24 protein-coding genes are annotated in these 23135 nt (G+C 67.0%); 15 read left to right on the top strand and 9 right to left on the bottom strand.

Annotated features, from left to right (window positions below):
• Positions 1-2: 2 nt before the first annotated feature.
• Positions 3-353 (bottom strand): response regulator, encoded by a 351-nt coding sequence (locus HYU53_14940; GenBank protein MBI2222490.1) that lies wholly within the window; start codon positions 351-353, stop codon positions 3-5.
• A 78-nt stretch (positions 354-431) separates the two neighbouring features.
• On the opposite strand from HYU53_14940, the gene HYU53_14935 reads away from it, so the two are divergent.
• Together HYU53_14935 and HYU53_14930 are read left to right on the top strand one after the other, a co-directional pair.
• Positions 432-1079: an MBL fold metallo-hydrolase gene (locus HYU53_14935; protein ID MBI2222489.1), complete on the top strand. Its 648-nt coding sequence runs from the start codon at positions 432-434 to the stop codon at positions 1077-1079.
• Positions 1080-1246: 167 nt separating this feature from the next.
• Complete coding sequence (locus tag HYU53_14930) at positions 1247-4219, top strand: TonB-dependent receptor (protein MBI2222488.1); 2973 nt, start codon at positions 1247-1249, stop codon at positions 4217-4219.
• Between the two features lie 65 nt (positions 4220-4284).
• Here HYU53_14930 and HYU53_14925 read toward each other — a convergent pair whose 3' ends face one another.
• Positions 4285-4581 (bottom strand): FHA domain-containing protein, encoded by a 297-nt coding sequence (locus tag HYU53_14925; GenBank protein ID MBI2222487.1) that lies wholly within the window; start codon positions 4579-4581, stop codon positions 4285-4287.
• Positions 4581-5726, bottom strand: coding sequence for a Re/Si-specific NAD(P)(+) transhydrogenase subunit alpha (locus tag HYU53_14920; GenBank protein ID MBI2222486.1), 1146 nt, complete (start codon positions 5724-5726; stop codon positions 4581-4583). Before HYU53_14920 ends, HYU53_14925 begins: the two co-directional genes overlap by 1 nt.
• A 76-nt stretch (positions 5727-5802) precedes the next feature.
• Between HYU53_14920 and HYU53_14915 the strand changes: the two genes are divergently transcribed.
• The 3 genes from HYU53_14915 to HYU53_14905 are packed head-to-tail and all read left to right on the top strand — an operon-like array spanning position 5803 to position 9558.
• A complete protein-coding gene (locus HYU53_14915) occupies positions 5803-6996 on the top strand; it encodes an efflux RND transporter periplasmic adaptor subunit (GenBank protein ID MBI2222485.1) in 1194 nt (397 codons plus the stop codon).
• 5 nt (positions 6997-7001) lie between these two features.
• Positions 7002-8291 (top strand): ABC transporter permease, encoded by a 1290-nt coding sequence (locus tag HYU53_14910; GenBank protein ID MBI2222484.1) that lies wholly within the window; start codon positions 7002-7004, stop codon positions 8289-8291.
• Between the two features lies 1 nt (position 8292).
• Positions 8293-9558, top strand: coding sequence for an ABC transporter permease (locus tag HYU53_14905; GenBank protein ID MBI2222483.1), 1266 nt, complete (start codon positions 8293-8295; stop codon positions 9556-9558).
• Positions 9559-9606: 48 nt separating this feature from the next.
• Here HYU53_14905 and HYU53_14900 read toward each other — a convergent pair whose 3' ends face one another.
• Positions 9607-11244 (bottom strand): alpha/beta fold hydrolase, encoded by a 1638-nt coding sequence (locus HYU53_14900; protein ID MBI2222482.1) that lies wholly within the window; start codon positions 11242-11244, stop codon positions 9607-9609.
• 28 nt (positions 11245-11272) lie between these two features.
• Between HYU53_14900 and HYU53_14895 the strand changes: the two genes are divergently transcribed.
• Positions 11273-12181, top strand: a complete 909-nt coding sequence (locus HYU53_14895; GenBank protein MBI2222481.1) for an aminomethyl transferase family protein — start codon at positions 11273-11275, stop codon at positions 12179-12181.
• 158 nt (positions 12182-12339) lie between these two features.
• Here the strand turns inward: HYU53_14895 and HYU53_14890 are convergent, their stop codons facing one another.
• Both HYU53_14890 and HYU53_14885 read right to left on the bottom strand, forming a co-directional pair.
• Entirely contained in the window at positions 12340-12723 is a 384-nt protein-coding gene (locus HYU53_14890) for a (deoxy)nucleoside triphosphate pyrophosphohydrolase (GenBank protein MBI2222480.1), read from the bottom strand.
• A complete protein-coding gene (locus tag HYU53_14885) occupies positions 12686-13324 on the bottom strand; it encodes an A/G-specific adenine glycosylase (GenBank protein MBI2222479.1) in 639 nt (212 codons plus the stop codon). The genes HYU53_14890 and HYU53_14885 overlap by 38 nt, the downstream gene beginning before the upstream one ends.
• Positions 13325-13397: 73 nt before the next feature.
• Between HYU53_14885 and HYU53_14880 the strand changes: the two genes are divergently transcribed.
• Genes HYU53_14880 through HYU53_14855 form a run of 6 tightly spaced genes read left to right on the top strand, consistent with a single transcriptional unit; the run spans position 13398 to position 19209 of the window.
• Positions 13398-13940, top strand: coding sequence for a cob(I)yrinic acid a,c-diamide adenosyltransferase (locus HYU53_14880; protein MBI2222478.1), 543 nt, complete (start codon positions 13398-13400; stop codon positions 13938-13940).
• A 56-nt stretch (positions 13941-13996) separates the two neighbouring features.
• On the top strand, positions 13997-14824 hold the full coding sequence (gene hpnC / locus HYU53_14875; protein ID MBI2222477.1) for a squalene synthase HpnC: 828 nt from the start codon (positions 13997-13999) through the stop codon (positions 14822-14824).
• Complete coding sequence (gene hpnD, locus HYU53_14870) at positions 14824-15666, top strand: presqualene diphosphate synthase HpnD (GenBank protein ID MBI2222476.1); 843 nt, start codon at positions 14824-14826, stop codon at positions 15664-15666. The genes hpnC and hpnD overlap by 1 nt, the downstream gene beginning before the upstream one ends.
• A complete protein-coding gene (locus HYU53_14865) occupies positions 15603-17024 on the top strand; it encodes an FAD-dependent oxidoreductase (protein MBI2222475.1) in 1422 nt (473 codons plus the stop codon). Before hpnD ends, HYU53_14865 begins: the two co-directional genes overlap by 64 nt.
• Positions 17021-18235 carry a tRNA 4-thiouridine(8) synthase ThiI gene (gene thiI / locus HYU53_14860; protein ID MBI2222474.1) on the top strand — a complete coding sequence of 405 codons (1215 nt, stop codon included), beginning with the start codon at positions 17021-17023 and terminating at the stop codon, positions 18233-18235. Before HYU53_14865 ends, thiI begins: the two co-directional genes overlap by 4 nt.
• Complete coding sequence (locus HYU53_14855) at positions 18232-19209, top strand: tagatose 1,6-diphosphate aldolase (protein ID MBI2222473.1); 978 nt, start codon at positions 18232-18234, stop codon at positions 19207-19209. The genes thiI and HYU53_14855 overlap by 4 nt, the downstream gene beginning before the upstream one ends.
• Before the next feature lie 74 nt (positions 19210-19283).
• On the opposite strand, the gene HYU53_14850 is transcribed toward HYU53_14855, so the two are convergent.
• On the bottom strand, positions 19284-19730 hold the full coding sequence (locus tag HYU53_14850; GenBank protein ID MBI2222472.1) for a hypothetical protein: 447 nt from the start codon (positions 19728-19730) through the stop codon (positions 19284-19286).
• A gap of 323 nt (positions 19731-20053) precedes the next feature.
• Between HYU53_14850 and HYU53_14845 the strand changes: the two genes are divergently transcribed.
• Together HYU53_14845 and HYU53_14840 are read left to right on the top strand one after the other, a co-directional pair.
• Positions 20054-20782, top strand: coding sequence for a DUF5343 domain-containing protein (locus HYU53_14845; protein MBI2222471.1), 729 nt, complete (start codon positions 20054-20056; stop codon positions 20780-20782).
• A gap of 144 nt (positions 20783-20926) precedes the next feature.
• Positions 20927-21208, top strand: a complete 282-nt coding sequence (locus HYU53_14840; GenBank protein MBI2222470.1) for a hypothetical protein — start codon at positions 20927-20929, stop codon at positions 21206-21208.
• Here the strand turns inward: HYU53_14840 and HYU53_14835 are convergent.
• Positions 21205-21519 (bottom strand): hypothetical protein, encoded by a 315-nt coding sequence (locus HYU53_14835; protein MBI2222469.1) that lies wholly within the window; start codon positions 21517-21519, stop codon positions 21205-21207. The genes HYU53_14840 and HYU53_14835 overlap by 4 nt on opposite strands.
• Before the next feature lie 500 nt (positions 21520-22019).
• Complete coding sequence (locus tag HYU53_14830) at positions 22020-22541, bottom strand: NUDIX hydrolase (GenBank protein MBI2222468.1); 522 nt, start codon at positions 22539-22541, stop codon at positions 22020-22022.
• A gap of 40 nt (positions 22542-22581) precedes the next feature.
• On the opposite strand from HYU53_14830, the gene def reads away from it, so the two are divergent.
• Complete coding sequence (def, locus tag HYU53_14825; protein MBI2222467.1) at positions 22582-23121, top strand: peptide deformylase; 540 nt, start codon at positions 22582-22584, stop codon at positions 23119-23121.
• Positions 23122-23135 lie beyond the last annotated feature (14 nt).

Here is a 23135-nt window from a genome sequence, read left to right as displayed (position 1 = left end):
GGTCACGCTCCGCCCAGGATCTCCGGCAGCCGCGATGCAAACGCCGAGCGCGGCAGCACGTCGTCGGCTCCGGCCTGGCGTGCGGCATGGATGACATCCACGTGGACGTGGGAGGCGAAGCCGATCACCCGCGATGCCGCGAGCGCCGGGTCTGATTTGATCGCGGCGATCGTCTCGAGCGGCTGCGTCTTCGCGCAATTCAAATCGAAGACGACGAGCGACGGCGCGTCCGCACGGACCTTCTGCAGGATTTCCTCCGGCGTGCGGGCAAAGGCGAGCTGCACGCCGAGCTGCCTGGCGACTGCACGAATCTTCGAGCTGAAGAGCAGATCTTCGACGGCGATCAGGATCATCGATGGGATTGTAGCCGGATGCAGAGGCGGATGCAGAGGCGATCTTGATCTCAGCGCCCTCTATAATGTTCTGAGCCCATGATCATCGAGATGCGCGCCGTGGACCCCTTCTACAAGAATGGCTTCGTCATTGGTTGCGAGGAGACCCGCGAGGCCGTTGTGATCGATCCCGGCGACGAGGTGGAGGAACTGATCGCCGCCGCGGCCGCGCACCATCTGACGGTGCGTTATATTCTGCTCACGCACGCGCACTTCGATCACATCACGGGCGTGGAGCGCGCCAAGCGGGTGTTTGGCGCGCCCGTTGCGCTGCACCGCGATGATCTGTTTCTCTATAACGCCGCGCCCGAGCAGGGGCGCCTGTTCGGTTTCGACGTGAAACGCCAGCCCGCGCCCGATCTGTTCTACGAGCCGAACCAGGTCATTCCATTCGGGCGTCTCGAGGCCCGGGTGCATCACACGCCCGGCCACTGTCCGGGCGGCGTCTGCCTGCAAGTCGGCCCGGCCGGAACGCCCGGAACAACGCTGTTCGTTGGTGACACACTGTTTGCCGGTTCGATCGGTCGAACGGATCTTCCGGGCGGCGATCCGGCGACGCTCACGAAGTCCATCCGCGAGGTGCTGTTTCGCTTTCCGGACGAGTCGAAGGTCTACTCCGGCCACGGTCCGGTGACGACGATCGGCGCCGAAAAACGCGGCAACCCTTTCGTCGGCGGCCTGCTGTAAGTCGCCTCACAATTCAAAGTTCCGGATCGCGCTTTCGCGCGTGGTAAGCGAATGGTGCCGCGCCGCGCGGTTGCGCGCGTTTTCCGGCGTGTTTTTCCATCAGCGCCCATGGCATCTCCATTGCGAGGCGCTTGAGGTTCGTCCGCAGCAAAGAGGGGGATTGCCGCATGAGAAGAGTGTTTTTGCTTGTCGCTCTCGCACTGCTCGCCACCGGTCCATCCGCGCTGGCGCAGCAGGGAACAACGGAAGTGCGAGGGGTCGTGGTCGATGCGCAGGGAGCGGTGCTTCCCGGCGTCACCGTCACCGTGAAGAACCAGGACACGGGCATGTACCGTGAGACGGCTTCGAACCAGGACGGCACGTACTTCGTCACGGGTATCGCGCCCGGGCGGTATGAAATCAGCGCGAGCCTCGAGGGATTCAAGCGCTACTCGCAGCGCGACCTCACGCTGTCGATCGGCCGGACGGCGACGGTGGACGTGACGCTCGAAGTTGGCGCGCTCGCCGAGTCGATCACCGTCACCGGGGCGGCGCCGCTCGTCGACGTCACCTCGAAGGAAGTCGGCGGCAACATCACGTCGCGCGACCTCACCGATCTGCCGTCGATCAACGGCAACTTCGTCGGATTCGTGGGGCTGCTGCCCGGCGTCATCCCGACGATCAGCACCGAGTCGTTCGGGAGCGACTCGATCACGGTCAACGGCCAGGATCCGCGCAACAACAACTACACGCTCGACGGCGCCAACAACAACGACGACGTGATCGGGCAGCGTGCCGGCACGCAGGCGCGGACGCCGATCGAGGCGATCCAGGAGTTCCAGGTCATCACCAACCAGTTCGACGCCGAGTTCGGGCGCACCGCCGGCGCGATCGTCAACGCCGTGACCAAGCAGGGCACGAACCAGTGGCGCGGCAGCGCGTTCGAGAACTACCAGAGCGCGGAGCTGACGGCGAAGGACTTCTTCGCCAAGAAGAACGACTCGCCGAAGCCCGACACGAAGTACCACCGCTTCGGCGGCACGCTCGGCGGGCCGATCGTCAGGGACAAGGCGCACTTCTTCTTCAGCCTCGAGCGGTACCTGATCGACGAAGGGATCACGGTCAACATTCCGGTACGGCCCGAGCTGAACACGACCACGACCGAGAAGACCCGCGTGTGGAACACGGTCATCCGCTTCGATCACCAGTTGAACGCGGGCAACACCTGGAGCGTCCGCTGGCTGCGCGAGTACTCGCCGCAGTTCAACCAGATCATTCCGGCCGCCGGCCTGCCGGTCTCGCTCGCCGCCTCGCGGGAAGAGGACGACACGGATCAGACCGTCGTCGGCAGCCTGTCGTCGGTCCTCTCCAACGCGCGCGTGAACACCCTGCGCCTGGCGTGGACCCAGGAGGACGTGGCGTTCGCCAACCCGTGCTTCGACGGGAACGGGCGCAACCAGGCGGGCTGCCCGCCCACGCTGACCTTCCAGGACTACGTCGATCAACAGAGCGCCGTCGCGCAGGCGCGCGTGAACAACGGATACCAGATCGAAGACACGATGTCGTGGTTCGTTCCGGGCAAGCGGGGCGATCACGACCTGAAGTTCGGCCTCCAGTACCAGTACTCGAGCTCGCGCAACGACACGCAGGACAACCTGAACGGCACGTTCGCATTCGGGCGCAGCAACGTCCCGTTCGACCCGGCGAATCCGCGCACGTACCCGGATCGGCTCTCGATCCGCGTGCCCGGCAGGGGAGGCAGCCTGAACAAGGCGCATTTCGCCGGCGCGTTCGCCCAGGACAAGTGGCGGTGGAACAACAAGCTGACGCTGAGCCTCGGCGTGCGCTACGACGTCGAGATCACGCCGATCGAGGAGGTCGACAATCCCCTGTTCGACTCGCCGGACGACTACCCGGTGGACTGGAACAACATCGCGCCGCGGTTCGGCTTCTCGTACGATCTCACGGGCGACGGCCGGAGCGTCCTGCGCGGCGGCTACGGGCTGTTCTACGACAAGACGCACTTCGAGCTGATCGGCGGGATCTACACGAACCGGGTGTTCTCGAGCTCGTTCATCCGCAACTTCCCGCTCGCCAACGTCGACCCGGGCCCGCGCAACGGGCAGCGGCCGACCGATCCCTTCCTGGTGAACGGGCCGGTCGTCAACCGCGATCTCCTGGCGCAGCTATTCCCGCCGGGGGCGACGATCCGCAACACCGGCGCGAGCTGGGACAACCCGGATCGGCGGCTTCCGTACAGCCAGCAGTTCACCGCCGGGTTCGAGCGCCAGTTCGGCGCGGCGGTCTCGGCGAGCGTGGACTACGTTCACAGCATGGCGCGCGATCTCCTGATGGCGCGCGACCTGAACCCGGGGCTGCGCGCGACGACCGCGGTCACCTCGCCGCTCGTGCGGCAGGGCAGCGACGAGCTGCGCGGAGCGGTGGCGGAGCTGGCCGCGACCTATCCGGGGTTCGCCAACTTCACGACGGGCGTCACGATCCCGGTCAACGCCGGCAGCACGGACTACGACGCGCTGATGTTCCAGCTCGAGAAACGCTTCAGCCACAACTACAGCGCGCGGGTGGCGTACACGCTGTCGTACTCGAGGGGGAACACGAGCGGCTTCGGGGTGCCTGCAAGCCCATTCCAGGTGCTCGACGACCTTAATCTCGATCTCAACGAGGGGCCGAGCAACCAGGACCAGCGCCACAACCTGGTCATCAGCGGGCAGGCGCTCGTGCCGCGCACGGGCGGGCTGACGGTGAGCTGGGTGGCGCGCGCGCTGAGCGGCACGCCGTTCAGCCTTTTCAACTCCACCATCGATTCGGATCGCAACGGCACGCAGGCCGAGCCGCTGCCGGCGGGCAGCTACTCGGGCACGGGGAGCGACGCGTTCACGGTGGAGGATTACAGGAGCGAGCGCAACGGGGCCAGGGGGCCGGGATTCTTCAAGCTGGACCTGCGCCTCGGTTATCGCCTGAAGGTCGGCGGCCCCGATCGCACGCTCGACCTGTTTGCCGACGTGTTCAACGTCACGGATCGCGTGAACTACGCCAACCCGAGCGGCAACCAGGCGTCCACGCTGTTCCTGGTGCTCACCGGGTACTCGACGAGCACGACGCCGAGAACGCTGCAGGTGGGAGTCAGGTACGGCTTCTAGCTGAAAAAGGGGGACAGTCACACTTTCCGGACAGGCTGGCGCGGAAAGTGTGACTGTCCCCCTTTTCAGTCCGCCCTCGTGACCGTCAGCCGCACCCGCCCGATCCCCAGCTCGTCGCCGTCCTTCAGCTCCGCGCGGTCCACTTTCTTCCCGTTGACGAACGTGCCGTTCGTGCTCTCGAGGTCCTCGACTTCGAGAGCGCCGTCAGGGCGCGCCGTGAGGCGGCAGTGAAGCCTGGAGACGAGTGACGCGTCGACGATGAAGTCGGCCCGCGTCGCGCGGCCGACCGTCCGCACGCTGCCGGTCGTCAGGCGGAACGTCAGCCCGCCTTCTTCAACGCCCGACTCTCTGAGGACCCACATCAGGATGCGATCGCCTGTTTCACCCGCTCGTGAACGACCGTGCCGTTGTGCGTGACGAGCGTCTCCCGCGTGATCTCGTCCGAGGCATCGAACGCCAGGGTGCCGTTCTTCGCCAGGTGGCCGAGGAACGCCGTGATGTTCTTCGAGTACATCTGGCTGGCGTGGTAAGGCACGGACGCGGGAAGGTTGGCCGGTCCGAGGATCGTGACGCCGTGCTTGACGACGGTCGCGCCGGGTTCCGTCAGCTCGCAATTGCCGCCGCGCTCCGCCGCGACGTCGACGATCACCGAACCGGGGGCCATGCCGCGCACCATCTCCCCGGTGATCAGCACGGGGGCCTTCCTGCCGGGAACGGCGGCGGTGGTGATGACCACGTCGGACGCGGCGACGATCTTCAGCATCATCTCGCGCTGCCGCTTGTAGAACGACTCGTCCTGCGCGGCGGCGTAGCCTCCCGTGTCCTCGGCGGCAGCGGTGTCGAGCGGCAGCTCGACGAAGCGCGCGCCGAGGCTCATGACCTGCTCCTTCACCGCGGGGCGCACGTCGTAGGCCTCGACTTTCGCGCCAAGCCGGCGGGCGGTGGAGATCGCCTGCAGTCCGGCGACGCCCGCCCCCACCACGAACACGTGCGCGGGCGCCACGGTGCCGGCCGCCGTCATCAGCATCGGAAACATGCGCGGGAGCGAGTCGGCCGCGAGCAACACCGCCTTGTAGCCGGCGACCGTCGCCATCGACGAGAGCGCGTCCATGCTCTGCGCGCGGGTGATGCGCGGCATCAGCTCCATGGAGAAGCTCGAGACCCCCTGCGCCGCGAGCTGCCGCGTCAACTGCGCCGACGTGAGCGGCTCGGAAAAGCCGATGACCACCTGTCCGCGCCTGAGCGCCGCGATCTCCGCGGCGCCACCCGTCGGGTTGGCCGTGGCCGACCGCACCTGCAGCAAGAGGTCGGCCCCGAGCACGTCCCGCGCGGCGCCGATCGTCGCCCCCGCGGCGGCGTAGGCGGCGTCGGGAAACCCCGCTGCCGCGCCGGCACCCGATTCCACGCCGACCTCGTGACCGGCCTTGACGAGCGGCGCCACGTGCGCGGGGACGAGCGCCACGCGCGTTTCGCCTGGGAAGGTTTCGCGAAGTATGCCAATCCGCATGTGAGGTCCCCTGAGTCTATCGAACAAACGAGAAAAACTGAACCGCCCGCCGGCTCCCTCCGTCCTCTTTCCATGTATGACCACCAACTCCAGGCGTCTTCTCTGGGCCGGTCTCATCGTCGCGGCGGCCGGCGCCGTGTACGGCGTAACGGCCCTCCGGGGCAATGGCGTCGCGTTCGAGCCGTCGCGTCTCGCGAAAGTCGAGCGCGGCACGATGACGCGCTCGGTCGTGGCAACCGGCAGGATCGAGCCGATTTCGCAGGTGGAGGTCAAGTCCAAGGCGAACGGCATCATCGAGGCGCTCTACGTGGACGTCGGCGACGCCGTGAAGCCGGGCCAGCTGCTCGCCGAGCTCGACAAAGAACAGCTGCAGGCGCGGATGCGCGAAGCCAGCGCCAACCTGCAGGCCGCGGAGGCCGCGCAGCGCGCGGCCGAAGCCCAGCTCGCCAAGTCCCAGGTCGAGGCGGAAGGCCCCGAGGTCGAGTTCGCGCGGCGCGCGCACGCCCGCGCCGCGGACCTGTTCGAGCAGAAGCTGATTGCCCCCTCCGTGCTGGATGAAGCGCGAAGCGCGTGGGAGCAGGCCGAGAACCGCCAGCGCGCCGCAAGGAACGCGCTGGGCATCGCCCGGGCCAACGTGGCCGAGGCCGCCGCCAAGGTGGCGCAGGCGCGCGCGGCCGCCGAGCGCGCCCGGGAAGAGCTCGCCAACTCCACCCTCCGCTCGCCAATCTCCGGCATCGTCCTCACCAGGGACGTGGAAATCGGCAGCCCCGTCTCGTCGATCCTCAACCTTGGCTCCAGCGCGACGCTGGTCATGCGGCTCGGCGACATCGACCGGGTGTTCGTGCGCGGCAAGGTGGACGAAGCCGACATCGGCCGCGTGCGCGAAGGTCAGCCCGCGAGGATCGCGGTGGAGACGTTCAGGGATCAGTCGTTCGAGGGAACCGTCACGCAGATCTCGCCGATGGGGATGGAGAAGGACAACGTCACGACCTTCGAGGTGGAGGTGTCCATCCTGAATCCCGGAAATCGGCTGAAGGCGAACATGACCGCCAACGCCGAGATCGTGCTGGAGGAGTTCCCCGATTCGCTGCTCGTGCCCGAATCGGCGGTCGGCTACGACCAGCAGCGGCGGCCGTACGTCGAGGTGCCCGATGCGAAGGCCGACTCGGGCCGCCGGCGCGTGCCGGTGAAGCTCGGGGTCGGAAACGGCACGAAGACGCAGGTCACGGGCGGCCTCAAGGAAGGGGACACGGTCATTCTGCCGGGCTGATCCACGTGCGAGAGATCATCTTCCAGTCCTTCGCCAACCTGCGCGCCAACAAGCTGCGCAGCCTGCTGACGATGTTCGGCATCCTGTGGGGCGTGGTGTCGATCGTCCTGCTGTCGGCGGTCGGCGAAGGTTTCCGGCGGGGGAACGACGCGGTGCTCCGTGAGTTCGGCCGCAACATGGGGGTCGTATTCCCGGGCCGCACGAGCATGCAGGCGGGGGGCGAGCGCGCGGGCCGTCTCGTGCTCCTGAAGGCGGACGACGTCCGGCTGCTGGAAAGACAGTCGCGGCTCATCAGGGCCGCGAGCCCGGAGCTCGAGCGCAACCTGAACATCAAGAGCCGCTTCAATGCGGCGAGCGCGAACGTCTCCGGCGTGGAGCCCCCGTACCAGGACATGCGGACGATCGACGTCGGCCACGGTCGAGCGATGAACTGGTCGGACGAACGGAACGGGCGGCGCGTGGCGATCGCCGGCGCGGACCTCGCACGACAGCTGTTCGGCGCGCGCGATCCGCTGGGCGAGGTCGTGACCCTCAACGGCGTCCCCTTCACCGTCATCGGCGCGATCCGCAAGAAGGATCAGGACAGCAGCTACAGCGGCCCGGACAACGACAAGATGTTCGTGCCGTTCAGCGCGATGGTGCGCGACTTCCCGCGCCCGATCGCGCCGGGCGTGGTCTCGCGCGTGATCGTGCAGCCGCACGACTGGGTGGTCGCCGAGCTGCCGAAGCATCTCGCGACGCGCACCGGGCTCGTCGACGACATAGACTGGCCGATGGAGCGCGAGATCCGCGCGATTCTCGCCGCGAAGCACCGCTTCGATCCAGCCGATCGCGACGCGATCGGCGTGTGGGACACGTCCATCGAGACGATGGTGTTCGGCCGGATCATCGTCTACATGAAGCAGTTCTTCACCGTCGTCGGGGTGGTCACGCTGGCGCTCGGCGGCATCGGCGTCATGAACATCATGCTCATCGCCGTCAGGGAGCGCACGCGTGAAATCGGCGTGCGCAAGGCGCTCGGCGCGACCACGCGGTCGGTCCAGCGGCAGTTCTTTCTCGAGGGGCTGTTCCTCACCGGCGGCGCCGGGCTGTTCGGGATGATCGTCGCGCTCGTGCTGTGCGCGATCATCAACCAGCTGCCCATGCCCATGCGCTTCAGCGGGATGATCGTGACGCCGCAGACCGGGCTCGTCGCGGTGGGCACGCTGGCGCTCATCGGGGTGGTCACCTCGACGTATCCGGCACGGCGCGCCGCGCAGCTGCCCCCGGTTGAAGCGCTGCGCGACGAGATGTGAGATGAAGGTCCTTCTCGAGATCATCCGGGAGGCGTTCCACGGCCTCGTGCACCACCGTATGCGGGCGGGGCTGTCGATGCTCGGCATTTCGTGGGGCATCGTCTCCGTCGTCGTGCTGCTGGCGTACGGCAACGGGTTTCACTCGGCGATCGAGTACGGGATGCGCAACGCGTTCAGCTCGGGGACGGTCGTGACGTGGCCCGGCCAGACGAGCATGCAGGCGGGCGGCGAGCGCGCCGGCCGCCGCGTGCGGATGACGCTCGGCGACGTGGACGCGATCCGCGACCTGCCGCTGATCAAGGGCGCAAGCCCCGAGTACGTCGAGCGGCTGTCCGTCACGTACGGCACCAGGCAGAGCACCTACGCGGTTCGCGGCGTCAGTGCGTCCTATGGGTCGATGCGCAACGAGCGGGCGGGAAAGGGCAACGGGCGGTTCCTCACCGACGAGGACGTGTACCAGCACCGCAGGGTGGCGTTCCTGGGCTCGTCGGTGGCGCGCAAGATGTTCGGCGCGCGCCGCGCCGTGGGCGAAGCGATCCGGGTCGCGGGGCTGCCGTTCGAGGTGGTCGGCGTCATGGACGACAAGGTCCAGCTGTCGAACTACTTCTCGCCGGACAAGGAGTGCATCTTCATTCCGTACACCGCGATGTCGCAGATCGCCGACACGGAGTATCTCGACACGCTGGTGTTCCAGTCCGTCGATCCGTCCGTGCAGCCGCGCGCGCTGCGCGCCGTGCGCGAAACGCTCGCGAAGCGCCACCGCTACAACCCGGCGGACGAGCGCGCCGTCATCATGAACGATTCGGTGGAGGCGATGGAGCAGATCGGCGGGATCACCAGGGGGCTCAAGGTGATTCTGACGTTCATCGGCGTGCTGACGCTGCTCATCGGCGGCGTCGGCGTGATGAACATCATGTTCGTGTCGGTGACCGAGCGCACGCGCGAGATCGGCGTCCGCAAGGCGCTCGGCGCGAAACGCCGCGAGATCCTCTTTCAGTTCCTGCTCGAGGCGCTCGTGACGACCTTCGCCGGCGGGGCCGCCGGCATCGCGCTGTCGTGGGCGATCGTGACCGCGGTGAGCCCGCGGCCGTTCCTCGCCGAGCTCATGGACGACGTGACGCGCAGGACCGACATCACCCTCGTGCTGAGCGTCGAGCTGCTCGCGGTGTGCGCGACGATTCTCGTCGCCGTGGGCCTGGTCAGCGGCCTGCTGCCCGCCATCCGCGCGGCAAGGATGGATCCGATCGAGGCGCTCAGGTACGAATAGTGATCAGTGGCCGGTGATCAGTGGCCGGTGACGACTGACCACTGACCACTACAATGCCTGTTTCAGCCAGTCGCGGATCGCTTCAATCACCTTCGCGCTGACCTTCTTCTCCTTGATGTCTGGGTACTCGTCGAACTCGCCCGTCGCGGCGGGGACCAGCAGGTGATTGACCCCCTCCACCGTCGTCAGCTGCACGGCGCCCCCTTTCTTGCGCGCGCGGGCCATGGCCGCGAGCTTGTCGGCGTGGTGCGGCTTCACCTGGGTGTCGAGCGTCCCCTGCAGGATCAGGATCGGCTGGCGGACGTCTTTCATGACCTTCGCGGGATCGAACGCCAGGAAGCTGCGGAACCACGGCGAATCCGCCGCACTGCGAATCTCGGGCGGGATCTCTTCCCACCCCCTGCCCGTCAGCACCGCCTGGTGAATCCTGTGCTGCAGCCCGATCTTCTGTTTCCGCTCGGCGTCGGTCAGCTTCGCCCGCGCGAGCAGGTGCTGCTGCTGCTCGAGCACGATCTCGGCGCCGGTCGTTCCCATGCCGGCGACAAGCACGAGCGCGGCCACGCGCTTGTTCCTTGCCGCCGCCAGCATCGCGACGGCGGCTCCCTCGCTGTGCCCGAGCACCGCGATGCGGCGCGGATCGACATCACGACGCTTCGCCGCATACGCCAGCGCCGCGCGCAGATCTTCCGAGTAATCCTTCAGCGTGGCCGACTCAGGGCGCCCACCGCTCTGACCCACACCGCGCTTGTCGTACCGGACGACGAGAAAGCCGGCGTCGGCCAGCGCGTTCGCGATGTGCGCGAACACCGGGATTCCAAACACCAGCTCGTTGCGATCCTGCGGGCCGGCGCCGGCAACCAGGATCACGGCCGGGAGCCGGACTTTCTGCTGTTGCCCGACGGGACGCGTGACGGTCGCGGCGAGGTTGAACCCGTTGGCGCGAATCGTCGCCGGCTCGTCGCCCGGATGCGCTGCCACCTCGAACCGCGTCATCGCGGTCGCCAGCTCTTCTCGGACGACCTGCAGCGATACGGCGGGGACCTCGAGCCGAGCCATCCGGCCCCGGCCGTCCACCCAGACGTCCGCGGCCACCGGCAGGCCCAGGTTCTGGAACGTCAGCCGGAAGCGACGCACGGCCAGGGTGCCGCCCGCTGTTTGGATCTGCTCCTCCGCGATGTCCTCGACGATCAGCGGCACTTCGCCTGTGGGGGCGACGTAGGCCGGAAGTTGCGCCCCCTTTTCAACGTTCATCAGCCGTGCGGCCACCGCTTCGTAGCCGGCGTAAAAGTTGTTGGGCACGACGAGCGCTCTCGCCGAAATCGTGTCGCTCTTCGTGTTGGTGGTGTCTCCCGACGTGATCTCGCTCACCGCCGTCGTCATGGTGAATGACGTGGTGATCGCGAGCGGCTTGCCGTTGATGACCGCGTCGATGCGGAGCTCGATCGGCTGCCAGTCGGGCCCGTAGCGGACCTCGAAGTGCCGGTTCTCGAGCGTCATCTGGCCGGCGGCCATCCGCGACGACGACGAAATGCGCCAGCCGTCGGGCGTGCGCACGAGGTTCGCCTCCTCGTGGCCGACCCGCTGCCCCTTGATGAAGATCGTGTAGTTGGCGGGCCCCGGCGCGGGGTCCCCGGTGCGTTCCTGGCCCGACGCGGTGCCGGCGGCCAGGAGCACGGCCGCGAGCACGCTAAGATGTTGTAAGGAAGCCATCATCGTGAGAATACCCGAGTACGAGGCGTTGCGGGGGAGCGCGGGTCTGATCGACCGGAGCGGCCGCGGCGTGGTTCGGCTCGACGGCAACGACCGTCGATCGTTCCTGCAGGGCGTGCTGACCAACGACATCGAGGCGCTGGCGCCAGGCGCGTCGTGCTACGCCGCGTTCCTGACGCCTCAAGGCCGCATGATCGCGGACATGCACGTGCTCGTGCTCGACGCGTTCGTGCTGCTCGACGTCGCCCGCGAGCAGGCGGCGCCGCTCGCCGCGCGCTTCGACCTCTCGATTTTCACTGAAGACGTGGCGGTGCGCGACGCCTCATCGGAGTACGGCCGGCTGGCCGTGGCGGGACCCGATGCGCCGCGGATCCTCGAGCCGGTTCGCGCCGCGACGCCGGGGCTCGTGGTCTTCAGCGACGCGGCGTGGGACGTCCCGATGATCGAAGTCCTGGCGCCGGCAGACGCGACCGGCGCGGTGCGCGACGCGCTGCGCGCGGCAGGCGCACGCGACGCCGGCGAGGGAGCCGTGAACACGCTCCGCGTCGAGTCCGGCGTGCCGCTGTTCGGCAAGGACATGGATGAAACGACGATTCCGCTCGAGGCCGGGATCGAATCGCGCGCGATCAGCTTCACGAAGGGCTGCTACGTGGGGCAGGAAGTGATCATCCGCGTCCTGCATCGCGGGCACGGCCGCGTCGCCAGAAAGCTCGTGCGGCTCGCAATCGACGCCGCGTCGGAGGCGGACCTGCCCTCCGCGGAGGCGCCGCTCGCGAAAGGCGGCCGCGAGGTGGGGAAGCTCACGTCGGTCGCCTGGTCGCCGCGACGGCGCAAAGGTGTCGCGCTCGGGTATGTCTCGCGCGATCTTGCGGAGTCCGGCACAACGTTCGACGCGGGCGTGGCCGTCGTGTGACGCGGTGAGCGGCCGGAGGCACTGCCGGCTGCCGCGAACGGGTTCCGCACGCGGGAACGCGTGCTCCGGCCCGCGCGCCGAAGCGCGAAGCGCGCAGGCGGGCGGTTTGTCCTCTCTCAGCGCTCCGCGGGCTGTCGACGGCCGCGTCGGGCACCCGCTCACCTCGACAGCAGTTCAATCACGTCCGCATCCGCAGGCGGCATGTCGAGGTCGCGCAGCGCGGCGCGCGGCGCCCACTGCATCTGCTGCCCCAGTTGCGGCACCGGCTCGCCCGCAAGATCGCACCGGTAGAAGTGCAGCGCGATCGACCGCTCGGGGTAGTCGTAGGCGACCCCAAGGATCTTCTCGCGCACGCGGATCTCCACCGCCAGCTCCTCGCGCATCTCGCGGGCCAGGCACGCGCCGTGACTTTCGCCCGGATCGCACTTTCCACCGGGAAATTCCCACATCCCGGCGAGGTGCGTTCCGTCCAGCCGGCGCGTCACCAGGAACGCGCCATCGCGCTCAACGACCGCGGCGACGACCGTTATCGAGTCGGGCATACGTCCGGCACATGCTGCGCAGAGGGCATTCGGGGCATCGGGGCTTGCGCGCCGTGCAGAGCGTCGCCCCGAAGTCCATCAACGCCTGGTTGAAGTCGTAGACGTGCCGCAACGGCAGCACCGTTCGCGACAGCGCCCACAGGTGCTTCCTCGCCGCGTGGGCCCTGGCGTCTCCGCGCGCGACGAATATCCGGTGCAGCACGCGCGCGACGTTGGTGTCCAGGATCGCCGCGCGCTGCCCGAAGGCGAAGCTCAGGACCGCGCCCGCCGTGTAGGCCCCAATGCCTTTGAACGACTGCAGCGTCTCTCCGTCCGACGGCAGCGCGCCGCCGTAACGGGTTACCGCCTCCTGGGCGATCGCGTGCAGCCGCCGGGGGCGGATGTTGTACCCGAGCGGATACCACGTGCGCGTCGCGTCCTGCGGGTCCGCGGCGGCGAGCACCTCGAATGTCGGGTATTTTTCCAGCCATTCGGCGTATTTCGGCAGCACGCGATCGACCTGGGTCTGCTGGAGCATCACCTCCGAGACCAGCACGCGATAGGGATCGCGCGTCCGCCGCCAGGGCAGATCGCGCCCGTTCGCGCGATACCAGGCCAGCAGCTTCGTCCTGAACTTGCGCCTTACCGGGGGTGCGGGCAGAGCGTTCGTGTGGGGCATCCGTATAATTGGGGCAGTGAAGATTTATACGCGAACCGGGGACTCCGGCGAAACGGGACTTTTCGACGGCACGCGCGTCAGCAAGGCGGACCCGCGTGTGTCGGCTTACGGCGAGGTGGATGAGCTGAACGCGTGGCTTGGCCTGGTGCGGGCGGGCAGGCCTCCGCTCGACGCGGCGCTGGCGGGCATGATCGACCAGATCCAGCGCGACCTCTTCGCGCTTGGTGCCCGCCTTGCCGATCCCGCGCACCGCATCGCCGAGCGCGTCACAAAGGCGTCGATCGGATCCGGCGATGTCACGCGGCTCGAGGAGTGGATCGATAAGCTGGAGTCCGAGTTGCCGCCGCTGCGCCGGTTCATTCTCGCCGGCGGGTGCCCCCCGGGCGCAGCGCTGCACGTCGCGCGCACCGTCTGCCGCCGCGCGGAGCGCGCCGTCGTCGGCCTCGGCGATGCCGCCGTCCAGGACGTCGTCGTCTATCTCAATCGCCTCTCGGACCTGCTGTTCGTGATGGCACGCGCGGCCAATCACCGCGCGGGGGCGCCGGAGATGGAATGGTAGCGGCGCCGGCCCCGGCGTCCGCACAGCTGGCGGATGCGTACAGGGCCTGCGAACGGCTGGCCCGCACCCACTACGAGAATTTCCCCGTGGCATCGCTTCTGCTGCCGGCGCACATGCGGCCGCACGTGGCGGCGCTCTACGCCTTCGCGCGCACCGCTGATGATTTCGCAGACGAGGGGGATCGAACGCCCGAGGAGCGCGAGCGCCTGCTCGACGACTGGCGGGCACGCCTCCACGCCGCCGTGACCTCGCCGGCCACGGATCCGGTCTTCATCGCGGTGGCACATACGATAAAGTCTTGCCACCTGCCGATCGCCTTGTTTGACGACCTGATCAGTGCGTTCAGGCAGGACGTGCGCGTGAAGCGGTACGCGACCTGGGCCGACGTGCTCGACTACTGCACGCGCTCGGCGAACCCGGTCGGCCGCCTGGTGCTCCGCATCGCGGGATACGATGCCCCGCACCTGGACCGCCAGTCGGACGCCGTCTGCACGGCGCTGCAGCTCACGAACTTCTGGCAGGACCTGGAGCGCGACTGGGACAAGGGACGGCTCTACGTGCCGCGTGACGATCTCGCCGCCGCGGGCGCGAGCGAAGAGGACGTGGCCGGGCGGCGCCTGACCCCGGCCCTGCGTGCCGCGCTCCACGCCGTGGCCGCGCGGACGCGCGCGCTGTTCGAGGACGGGCGCGGCATCGCCGGCGAGGTGCGCGGCCGCCTGCGCTGGGAGCTGCGCCTCACGTGGCTCGGCGGCGTGCGGATCCTCGATCGGCTCGAACGGCGCGGCTTCGACGTGTTCGCCCGTCGGCCGGCGCTGTCGACGGCCGACGTCCCCGTCCTGGCGTGGCGGGCGATGGTGTGGCGCGACGTGCGAAAGATGAAGTAGTGGCGAGAAACACCTCCTTCTATTACGCGTTCCTCGCCCTCCCACGGGAGCGGCGCGAGGCCATCATCACGCTCTGGGATTTCTGCCGCGCCGCAGACGATGCGGTGGATTTGGCGGCAGACGAGGAGAGCGGCGCGGCGCACCTGGCGAAGTGGCGCGCCGAGGTGGCGGCCTGTTATGGCGAGGGAGAGCCGCAGACCGGCGTGGGGCGCCGCCTCGCGGGCGTGGTCCGCCAGTTCCGCCTCCCGCGGCAGCCGTTCGACGATCTGCTCGACGGCGTCGCGATGGACCTCACGCAGAAGCGCTACGCGACGTTCAACGATCTCTACCGATACTGTCTCAGGGTCGCGTCCGCCGTGGGCCTGCTCTCGGTCGAGATCTTCGGCTATCACAGTGCCTCGGCACGCGACTACGCGGTGGAGCTCGGCATCGCGCTCCAGCTCACGAACATCCTGCGGGATGTCCCGTCCGATCTCGCGCGCGGGCGGATTTACATCCCGGTCGAAGACATGCGCCGGCACGAGGTCAGCGAAGCGGATCTGCGTGCGGCCGCACAGGGGGCGATGCCCCCCCGCGTGCGCGCGCTGCTCGAAGCGTTTGGCGCGCGCGCACGCCATTACTTCACGCGCGCGCGGGCCGCGCTACCGCGCGAGGACAGGCGCCGGCTCATTCCAGCCGAGATCATGGGCGCCATCTATTTTTCCCTTCTGCGGCGGATCGAACGCGCGCAATACGACGTGTTCACCAGGCGGCTGTCGGTGGCGCGTCCCGTCCGCGCATGGGTGGCGGTGGCGACCTGGTTCCGCATCATGCTGGGCGCCGCGCAGGCCGCGTGGCGGTAATCGACACGGTGGTCGTCGGCGGCGGGTTTGCCGGCCTCGCCGCCGCCGTCCGTCTCACGCAGGCGGGTCTGCGCGTGCTTGCCGTGGAGGCGCGGCCGCGCCTCGGCGGGCGCGCCACCGCGTTTCCGGATCGCGTGACGGGCGCCCTGGTGGACAACGGCCAGCACGTGATGTTCGGCTGCTACACCGAGACGCTCGATTTCCTCCGCACGATCGGCGCCGCCGCGAACGTTCGCCTGCAGCCGTCGCTCGACGTTCCGTTCATCGACGTGCGCGGGCGCGTGACGCGCCTGCGCTGCCCCGACCTGCCATCCCCCTTCCACCTGGCGGGCGGCCTGATTGACTGGGATGCGCTGCGGTGGCGCGATCGGTGGGCGGCGTTGCGGGTATGGCGCGCCGTGACCAGGCACGAGGCACGGGGCACGAGGCACGAGGACGAGGAGGGCGACGGCCAGACGTCGGTCGCCGAATGGTTGCGAAGTCTCAGGCAGACCCGGCGTCTGCGCGACTTCCTGTGGGAGCCGCTGGCGGTCGCGGCGCTCAACGAGCCACCTGAACTGGCGTCCGCCGACGCGTTCGCCCGAGTGCTGTCGCTCATGTTCGGCAACGGCCCGGCCCACGCCGCGGTTGCCATGCCGGCCGTACCTCTGGACGAGATGTACGCCCGGCCGGCCCGTGCGTTCATCGAATCGCGGGGTGGCACCGTCCGGCTCAACGCGCTTGCGAAGGTCGTCATCGACGACGGGGCCGTGAGCGGCGTGCGGATCGGGTCCGAGATGGTGCCGTGCCGCAGCGTCGTGTCCTCGGTTCCGTGGAACACGTTTGGAAGCCTGTTCGACTCAATCCCGCGCGCGCTGCAAGACACAGCGGCGACGGCCGCGCGCATCACCTCGCGGCCCATCGTCACGGCGAACCTGTGGTTCGACCGGCCGGTGATGGAGGAGCCGTTCGTGGGCCTTCCGGGTTGCACGGTCCAGTGGGCGTTCGAGAAGGGGCGCGACGCATCGCACCTGTCGTGCACGGTGAGCGGCGCGATCGAGCTGGTGGACCGCACGAGCGAGGAAATCCTGCGGATCGCGGAGGCGGACATCCGCAGCCGTCTCACGCGAGCCCGGCGCGCGGCGCTCGTGCGCGGCACCGTGGTCCGCGAGCGCCACGCGACGTTCGCCACCGCACAGCGGGACGTCCGCCGTCCGGCCACGGTCACGGCGGTCCCGGGCTTTTTCCTCGCGGGCGACTGGATCGACACGGGCCTACCGGGTACGATCGAGGGAGCCGTGAGGAGCGGCAACGCCGCCGCCGAGGCGGTAATCACCAAATCACCAATTCACCAGATCACCAGATCACCAGATCCATGAAGTCCGTCGTCGTCCATTACCAGGAGATCGCCCTCAAAGGGAAGAACCGTCCCTGGTTCGTCGCGCGGCTCGTCCGCAATCTGAAGGAGGCGACCGCCGGCCTGGACGTGAGAGCGGTGCGACCGCTGATGGGGCGCATCGAGCTTCAGCTCGGTCCCGGCGCGGACTGGAGCGCCGTGCGCGATCGGTTGAAGCTCGTGTCCGGAGTCGGCAACTTCGCACGGGCGGGACGGGTGGCGTTCGATCCGGCCTCGGCGCCATCGGACATCTTCGACCTCATCAGCCGCGAGATCCTCGCCGACCTCGGTTCGACCGAGGCCGCAACGTTCCGCGCGTCCGTCAAGCGCGCCGACAAGCGCTTTCCGATGCCGTCGCCGGCGATCGAACGCGAGATCGGCGGCCGCATCAAGGAAGCGAAGGGGTGGCGGGTGGACCTGTCGAATCCCGCGCTGACGATCCATGTCGAGTTGCTCACGAGAGAGGCGTTCTATTTCTTTGGCAGGGAGGCGGGGGCGGGCGGGCTGCCCGTCGGCGCAAGCGGCCGCGTCGTGTGCCTCCTTTCGGGGGGCATCGACTCGCCGGTGGCCGCGTGGCGCATGATGCGCCGCGGCTGCCGGGCCACGCTGGTGCACTTTCACAGCTACCCGGTCCTCTCGCGCGCGTCGCAGGAGAAGGCGCGCGAGCTGGCGCAGGTGCTCGCGCGGCACCAGCTGCACTCGCGACTGTTCGTCGTGCCGTTCGGCGACATCCAGCAGCAGGCGCTCCTCTCGGTGCCGCCGCCCCTTCGCGTCGTCGTCTATCGCCGGATCATGCTGCGCATCGCGGCGCGGATTGCCGGGCGCGTGAGGGCGAAGGCGCTCGTGACCGGGGAGGTGGTCGGCCAGGTGGCGTCGCAGACTCTCGAGAACATGGCGGTGATCGGCAGCGCCGTCCGGCTGCCGATCCTGCGCCCGCTCGTCGGGATGGACAAGGAAGAAATCACGGCGCAGGCCGAGCAGCTTGGCACGTATCGCATCTCGATCATCCCCGACCAGGACTGCTGCACGCTGTTCACGCCGCGCCATCCCGCGACCAGGGCGCGCGTGGAGGATGTGGAGGCGGCCGAGTCGGCGCTGCCGGTCGAGGCGCTGATCGAGAAAGCGCTCGCCGACGCGTCCGTGGAGGAGTTCCGGTTCCCGGTAGTAAAATCCATTGTTTCGGAGGAAGCATGAAATTGAGTGCGGGCAAGCTGGCGGGCATGAAGGCCGTATCGAACGAGCGCGGCGTGATCGCCGCCGCGGCCATGGACCAGCGCGGGTCCCTGAAGAAGTCGCTGGCGAAGGAGAAGAGCGGCGAGATCACCGACGCCGACATGGAGCAGTTCAAGTCGATCGTGACCGAGGTGCTCACGCCGCACGCGAGCGCGATCCTGCTCGACCCCGAATGGGGGCTTCCGGCGTCGAAGCGCCGCGCGAAAAATGCCGGGCTGCTGATGGCCTACGAGAAGACCGGCTACGACGCCAACACGCCCGGGCGGCTGCCGGACCTGCTGGACCACTGGTCGGTGCGGCGCCTGAAGGAAGCGGGCGCGGACTGCATCAAGATCCTCCTGTACTACACGCCGTTCGACCCCGGGAAGATCAACGAGGTGAAGCACGCGTGGGTCGAGCGCATCGGTGACGAGTGCCGCGCGAACGACATCCCGTTCTTCCTCGAGTTCGTGGGATACGAGGAAGGGATGGACGAGAAGGGCTTCGAGTTCGCGAAGAAGAAGCCGGAGGTCGTCATCGGCAGCATGAAGGAGTTCACGAAGGACCGTTACGGCGTGGACGTCATGAAGGTCGAGGTGCCGATCAACATGAAGTTCGTCGAGGGCGCCAGGGCCTTCGGCGGCCAGAAGGCCTACACCAGGGCAGAGGCGCTGGAGTACTTCAGGAAGGCGCAGGCGGTGTCGACCAGGCCGTTCATTTATCTTTCGGCCGGCGTGAGCAACGCGGAGTTCACCGAATCGCTGGAGCTCGCGGCCGAATCAGGCGTGAAGTTCAACGGCGTGCTCTGCGGCCGTGCGACGTGGAAGGACGGCATCCCCGTCTACGCGAAGCAGGGGCCGGACGCCTTCCGGAGCTGGTTGCAGGATCAGGGCGTGAAGAACATCAACAACGTCAACGAGCGGCTGAAAGCCGCGACGCCCTGGGAAGCGCGGTAGCAGACAGAAGGCACGAGCCAGGAGGCACGAGGAAAAGTCGAAGCGGGTTTTCCCTTCTGCCTCGTGCCTTGTGCCTATTTCTTCTTCAGAATCTCCGTCCCGCTGACCGGCCCGAGGCACGTGTTCCCGCTGTAGGGCACCTCGATCGTGTCCCCGTTCAGCGTCGCGGTGCCGTTCAGGGAGATCGCGCACGACGGCAGCCCTGGAGCCGTCGCGATGCCCGCCGCGCTCCAGTTGATCACGGATCCCACGAGCTGTCCCTGCGCGGTTCCCTCGAGCTTCAGGTCACCTGCGCACGTCGCGCTGAAGGATCCTTTCGCCGTCGTGCCGGTGTACTCCGACACGTTCCACTGAAAGTCCGTGCAGCTTGCCGCCGACGGGATGATGTTGCCCGACGACCACGCGCCCGCGAGCGAACGAAGGTCCGTCGTCGGCCCGGTCGTTTTTTGAGTGAACTCGATACAGCCGGCGGTCACGATCGACAGACAGGCGGCTGCCGCGAGGGAAGCAATCTTCTTCATAATCCAGGATTCCCGGTTTCAGGGGAGGCGACTTACTTGTATGTCAGCTTACGAATTTGGTCGGGATGCCACGAAACTGGTTCCGCCCAGACTCATTGGTGACGTAGGCAAGACGCCGCCGAACCTCGACAAACCGCAATAGAACCGCGATGTCGTCAAATGCTTCGACAACTATGTCTTCGGGGTAGTTCTGCGCTGATTGCGTGGGGATAGGCCAGCAGACACTTAACAGTGTCTTGGTAAAAATGTCCTTGCGGGCATTGTTGCCCGCATGCCTGATCTGCTAATATGTCCTAAATATCCTAGCGGAAGGACAAAGCGCAATGGCCGAATCCGAAGACCGCGTGTTGCCGCCGTACGTTCCCTACCGTACGTTCGTGAACTTCCTCGACAGCCTCGGCAACGTCGTGATGCCGTCGCACATAGACAAGGGCGTGATGTCCTCGATGTCGGGCGGGATGCAGGCGCTACTGCGTAGCTCGCTCAAGTCGATGGGATTGATCGACGCTGAGGGGCGCCCACGCGAGCGCTTCGAAGAACTCGTCAAGTCGCGCGGCGAAGAACGAAAGGCCGCGCTCCGCGAGTTGTTCAACAGCACATACACTCCGCTACTGAAGGGAAAGATCGATCTTCAGACGACCACAACGCCGAAACTAAAACAGGCATTTGCCGACCTGGGCGCAACCGGCGAGACAGTCGATAAGTGCGCTGCTTTTCTGATGGCTCTCGCGAAAGACGCGGGCTTTACGCTATCGCCGCACCTAAGACGAGCCGCGCCGCGCCGGCGTGCGCGTGGAGCGCGTCCTTCGGCAGCCACCAACAGCCCTCACATTGCTCCTGCCGATCAGGACCTAACCGATACCGACAGGCCACCGGTCGCGGCAATGCAGCGGACCATCACGCTGCCGAGTGGCGGCAGTCTCACCCTGAGCGGCAGTTTCAACCTGTTTGCCCTGAAGGGCGACGAGCGCGACTTGGTCTTCGGCATCATCGACAAGATGGTGGCGTTTGAAGAGACTCACCAGGGACAAGGAGGAGATCGCGATGACTAGGAGGGTATGGCCCATCTCGGCGGCCGGTCAGTCAGGGGGGAATTGCACGGAGGGCCGCCTCTCGCAGTCCTGAGAGGCTGAAGAGGTTGCCCGGTACGGGCCTTCAAAACGCCGTTACTGCGAGATTATAGGGACCGTTCGGCTATGGCAGACGAAGAACCTCGATACGACGAGATTGTCTCAAGAGAGGCCGTCGAACGCTTAGCATCACGTCCCGATGCGCTGGGCCAGCTCGCTATGAAGATGCTCGGCTCAACTGACGAAGAAGAAGTGTTTCGCAGCGGTGTTCGCGCCTACATTTCGAAGACTGATCAGAAAAAGCGACGCTTCGCCATAGCGGCGCTGGCGACCGCCTTCGAGATCGACGACAGAACCGCGCTCAAACGCCTACTAAGGTACTGGGGAGTAGTGAACGAACGCGACTAGGCTATGCGAGCCGCGACGAAATCGACCAGTTCCTCGACGCTTGGCCGCCTGTCGGGATCGGGGGCCATTCCCTGCTCGACACCCTCACGAGCAACGAGCAGTCGCTCAATCAAACGTCGATTCTGACGATTCGGATCCGCACTCAAGATGCTGATCACTTTGTCAATGACTCGCTCAAGGACTTCGAAGTCGCCATCGTTCCAATCGGACACATCCAACGCAAAGATGGCGTCTACCAAGTCCTGGATCAGCTGAACCGGAACGAGATCCTGTGTCTTTTCTTCAAGTTGCAAGAGTGCCGCAGGACTCATGACTGCAGTCTAGCACAGGACATTTTTGTCTAGATGGACATTTCGGGTTCCTGTCAAGTCCGCAATTCTTCTTTGCTTTATCTTCGCTTTCTGTCTTTGCGGACAGAGAGTACGCGCCGGAGCCCCTGTGTGAACGCTCCATGGATCTTCCGGAATCATCGGCGTGCACGTCGGGGACGGCCTCGGGGGAGTTGCGGGAACGCTTTCTCAGCACGTTTTCATCTCCGCTGCGGTGAGCGCCACGCATATGAGTCGCTTGCCGATTATGCAACTTCGAGCCGCTTGCGCTTCGCAGCGCGCATGTTACGGCCTTACGGCCGATGTAGGTTTCGTCGCCTTTGACCTCCCCGCTCACCTTTTCCGCCGTGTTCGCCTTGCAGGGCCATCCGCAGTCGCGCCAGCATGAACCACGCGGTCTTCTGAGTGACGCCGAGGGCGCGCGCGAGTTCGTGTGGCTACTGATTCCGTTCTTGCAGTTGGTGAGCAGCCAGAGCTCGCATTCACAGCTTCGGATGACGGACCCCGTCCAGGTAGTCGCGCAGGGCCTCGTGCGTGCTCTGGAACGCCAGCTTCTGCCAGGGAATGTCGTCCGGCGTGAAGAATCCTGCCTCCGAGCATTCCTCGTCCACGCAAAGCGTGCCGCCACGCCTCGTCGCGGCGTAGACGATGATGATTGGGACGCGGCCGGTGTAGGCGTAGACGTTGACGAGCGCGTCGAGACGGACGTCGAGGCCGCATTCCTCGCGCGCCTCGCGGACCGCGGCCGCCTGCGGGGTCTCGCCGCGATCGACGTAGCCCCCCGGAAAAACCCAGAGGCCGAAGCCCGGCTCGATTGCTCTTCGAACCATCGCGATCCGCCCCGATTCGTCCGCGATGATCGTTCCGACCGCGACCTTCGGATCGAGGTAGATGACGTGACCACATGCCGTGCAGACCGGGCGCTCGGGCTCGCCGTTCTTCAGCAGCCGGCGCTCGAGCGGGGCGGCGCACATCGGGCAGAAACGGTACGCGGATTCATTCACCGCAGAACTCGCAGAACGCGCAGAATCATATAATCAAGGGATGTCCATTCTGAAGGTGGCCCGCATGGGCCACCCCGTGCTCCGGGAGAAAGCCCGTGCCCTCTCACCGTCGGACATCAGGTCCGCCGCCATCCAGCGCCTGATCGACGACCTGTTCGAGACGATGGCCGAGTACGAGGGCATCGGCCTGGCGGCGCCGCAGGTGCACGAGGGAGTGCAGTTGTTTGTGGCGGGGCACGACAGCGAGGAGGGGGACCAGGGCTTCCCGCGGATCGCCCTGATCAATCCCGAGATCACCATCGTGGACGAGGAGGTGGTGGAAGACTGGGAGGGCTGCCTCAGCATCCCCGACATCCGGGGGCGCGTCCCGCGAGCGCGGGAAATCAAGGTCACGGCCTACGATCGACACGCGAAGAAAACCGAGATGAAGGCGCGCAACTACGTTGCGCGCGTCATCCAGCACGAGACCGACCACCTGCACGGCGTGCTGTTCCTCGATCGCATGACGTCGTTCGAGACGATCGCCTTCCTCGAGGAGTTCGAGCGCTACTGGTCGCGGGAGCACGTCACGCCCGAATAGGGGGGCGCCGGGGT

It is taken from the genome of Acidobacteriota bacterium, from assembly GCA_016184105.1.
GTDB lineage: Bacteria > Acidobacteriota > Vicinamibacteria > Vicinamibacterales > 2-12-FULL-66-21 > JACPDI01.
This window is presented reverse-complemented; position numbering and strand designations above follow the sequence as displayed.

What these genes read in the sequence shown, in the direction of transcription:
- HYU53_14940 (MBI2222490.1), bottom strand. Translation starts at nt 353, where the DNA reads ATGATCCTGATCGCCGTCGAAGATCTGCTCTTCAGCTCGAAGATTCGT.
- HYU53_14935 (MBI2222489.1), top strand. Translation starts at nt 432, where the DNA reads ATGATCATCGAGATGCGCGCCGTGGACCCCTTCTACAAGAATGGCTTC.
- HYU53_14930 (MBI2222488.1), top strand. Translation starts at nt 1,247, where the DNA reads ATGAGAAGAGTGTTTTTGCTTGTCGCTCTCGCACTGCTCGCCACCGGT.
- HYU53_14925 (MBI2222487.1), bottom strand. Translation starts at nt 4,581, where the DNA reads ATGTGGGTCCTCAGAGAGTCGGGCGTTGAAGAAGGCGGGCTGACGTTC.
- HYU53_14920 (MBI2222486.1), bottom strand. Translation starts at nt 5,726, where the DNA reads ATGCGGATTGGCATACTTCGCGAAACCTTCCCAGGCGAAACGCGCGTG.
- HYU53_14915 (MBI2222485.1), top strand. Translation starts at nt 5,803, where the DNA reads ATGACCACCAACTCCAGGCGTCTTCTCTGGGCCGGTCTCATCGTCGCG.
- HYU53_14905 (MBI2222483.1), top strand. Translation starts at nt 8,293, where the DNA reads ATGAAGGTCCTTCTCGAGATCATCCGGGAGGCGTTCCACGGCCTCGTG.
- HYU53_14890 (MBI2222480.1), bottom strand. Translation starts at nt 12,723, where the DNA reads ATGCCCGACTCGATAACGGTCGTCGCCGCGGTCGTTGAGCGCGATGGC.
- HYU53_14865 (MBI2222475.1), top strand. Translation starts at nt 15,603, where the DNA reads ATGGGTGGCGGTGGCGACCTGGTTCCGCATCATGCTGGGCGCCGCGCA.
- thiI (MBI2222474.1), top strand. Translation starts at nt 17,021, where the DNA reads ATGAAGTCCGTCGTCGTCCATTACCAGGAGATCGCCCTCAAAGGGAAG.
- HYU53_14855 (MBI2222473.1), top strand. Translation starts at nt 18,232, where the DNA reads ATGAAATTGAGTGCGGGCAAGCTGGCGGGCATGAAGGCCGTATCGAAC.
- HYU53_14850 (MBI2222472.1), bottom strand. Translation starts at nt 19,730, where the DNA reads ATGAAGAAGATTGCTTCCCTCGCGGCAGCCGCCTGTCTGTCGATCGTG.
- HYU53_14845 (MBI2222471.1), top strand. Translation starts at nt 20,054, where the DNA reads ATGGCCGAATCCGAAGACCGCGTGTTGCCGCCGTACGTTCCCTACCGT.
- HYU53_14840 (MBI2222470.1), top strand. Translation starts at nt 20,927, where the DNA reads ATGGCAGACGAAGAACCTCGATACGACGAGATTGTCTCAAGAGAGGCC.
- HYU53_14835 (MBI2222469.1), bottom strand. Translation starts at nt 21,519, where the DNA reads ATGAGTCCTGCGGCACTCTTGCAACTTGAAGAAAAGACACAGGATCTC.
- def (MBI2222467.1), top strand. Translation starts at nt 22,582, where the DNA reads ATGTCCATTCTGAAGGTGGCCCGCATGGGCCACCCCGTGCTCCGGGAG.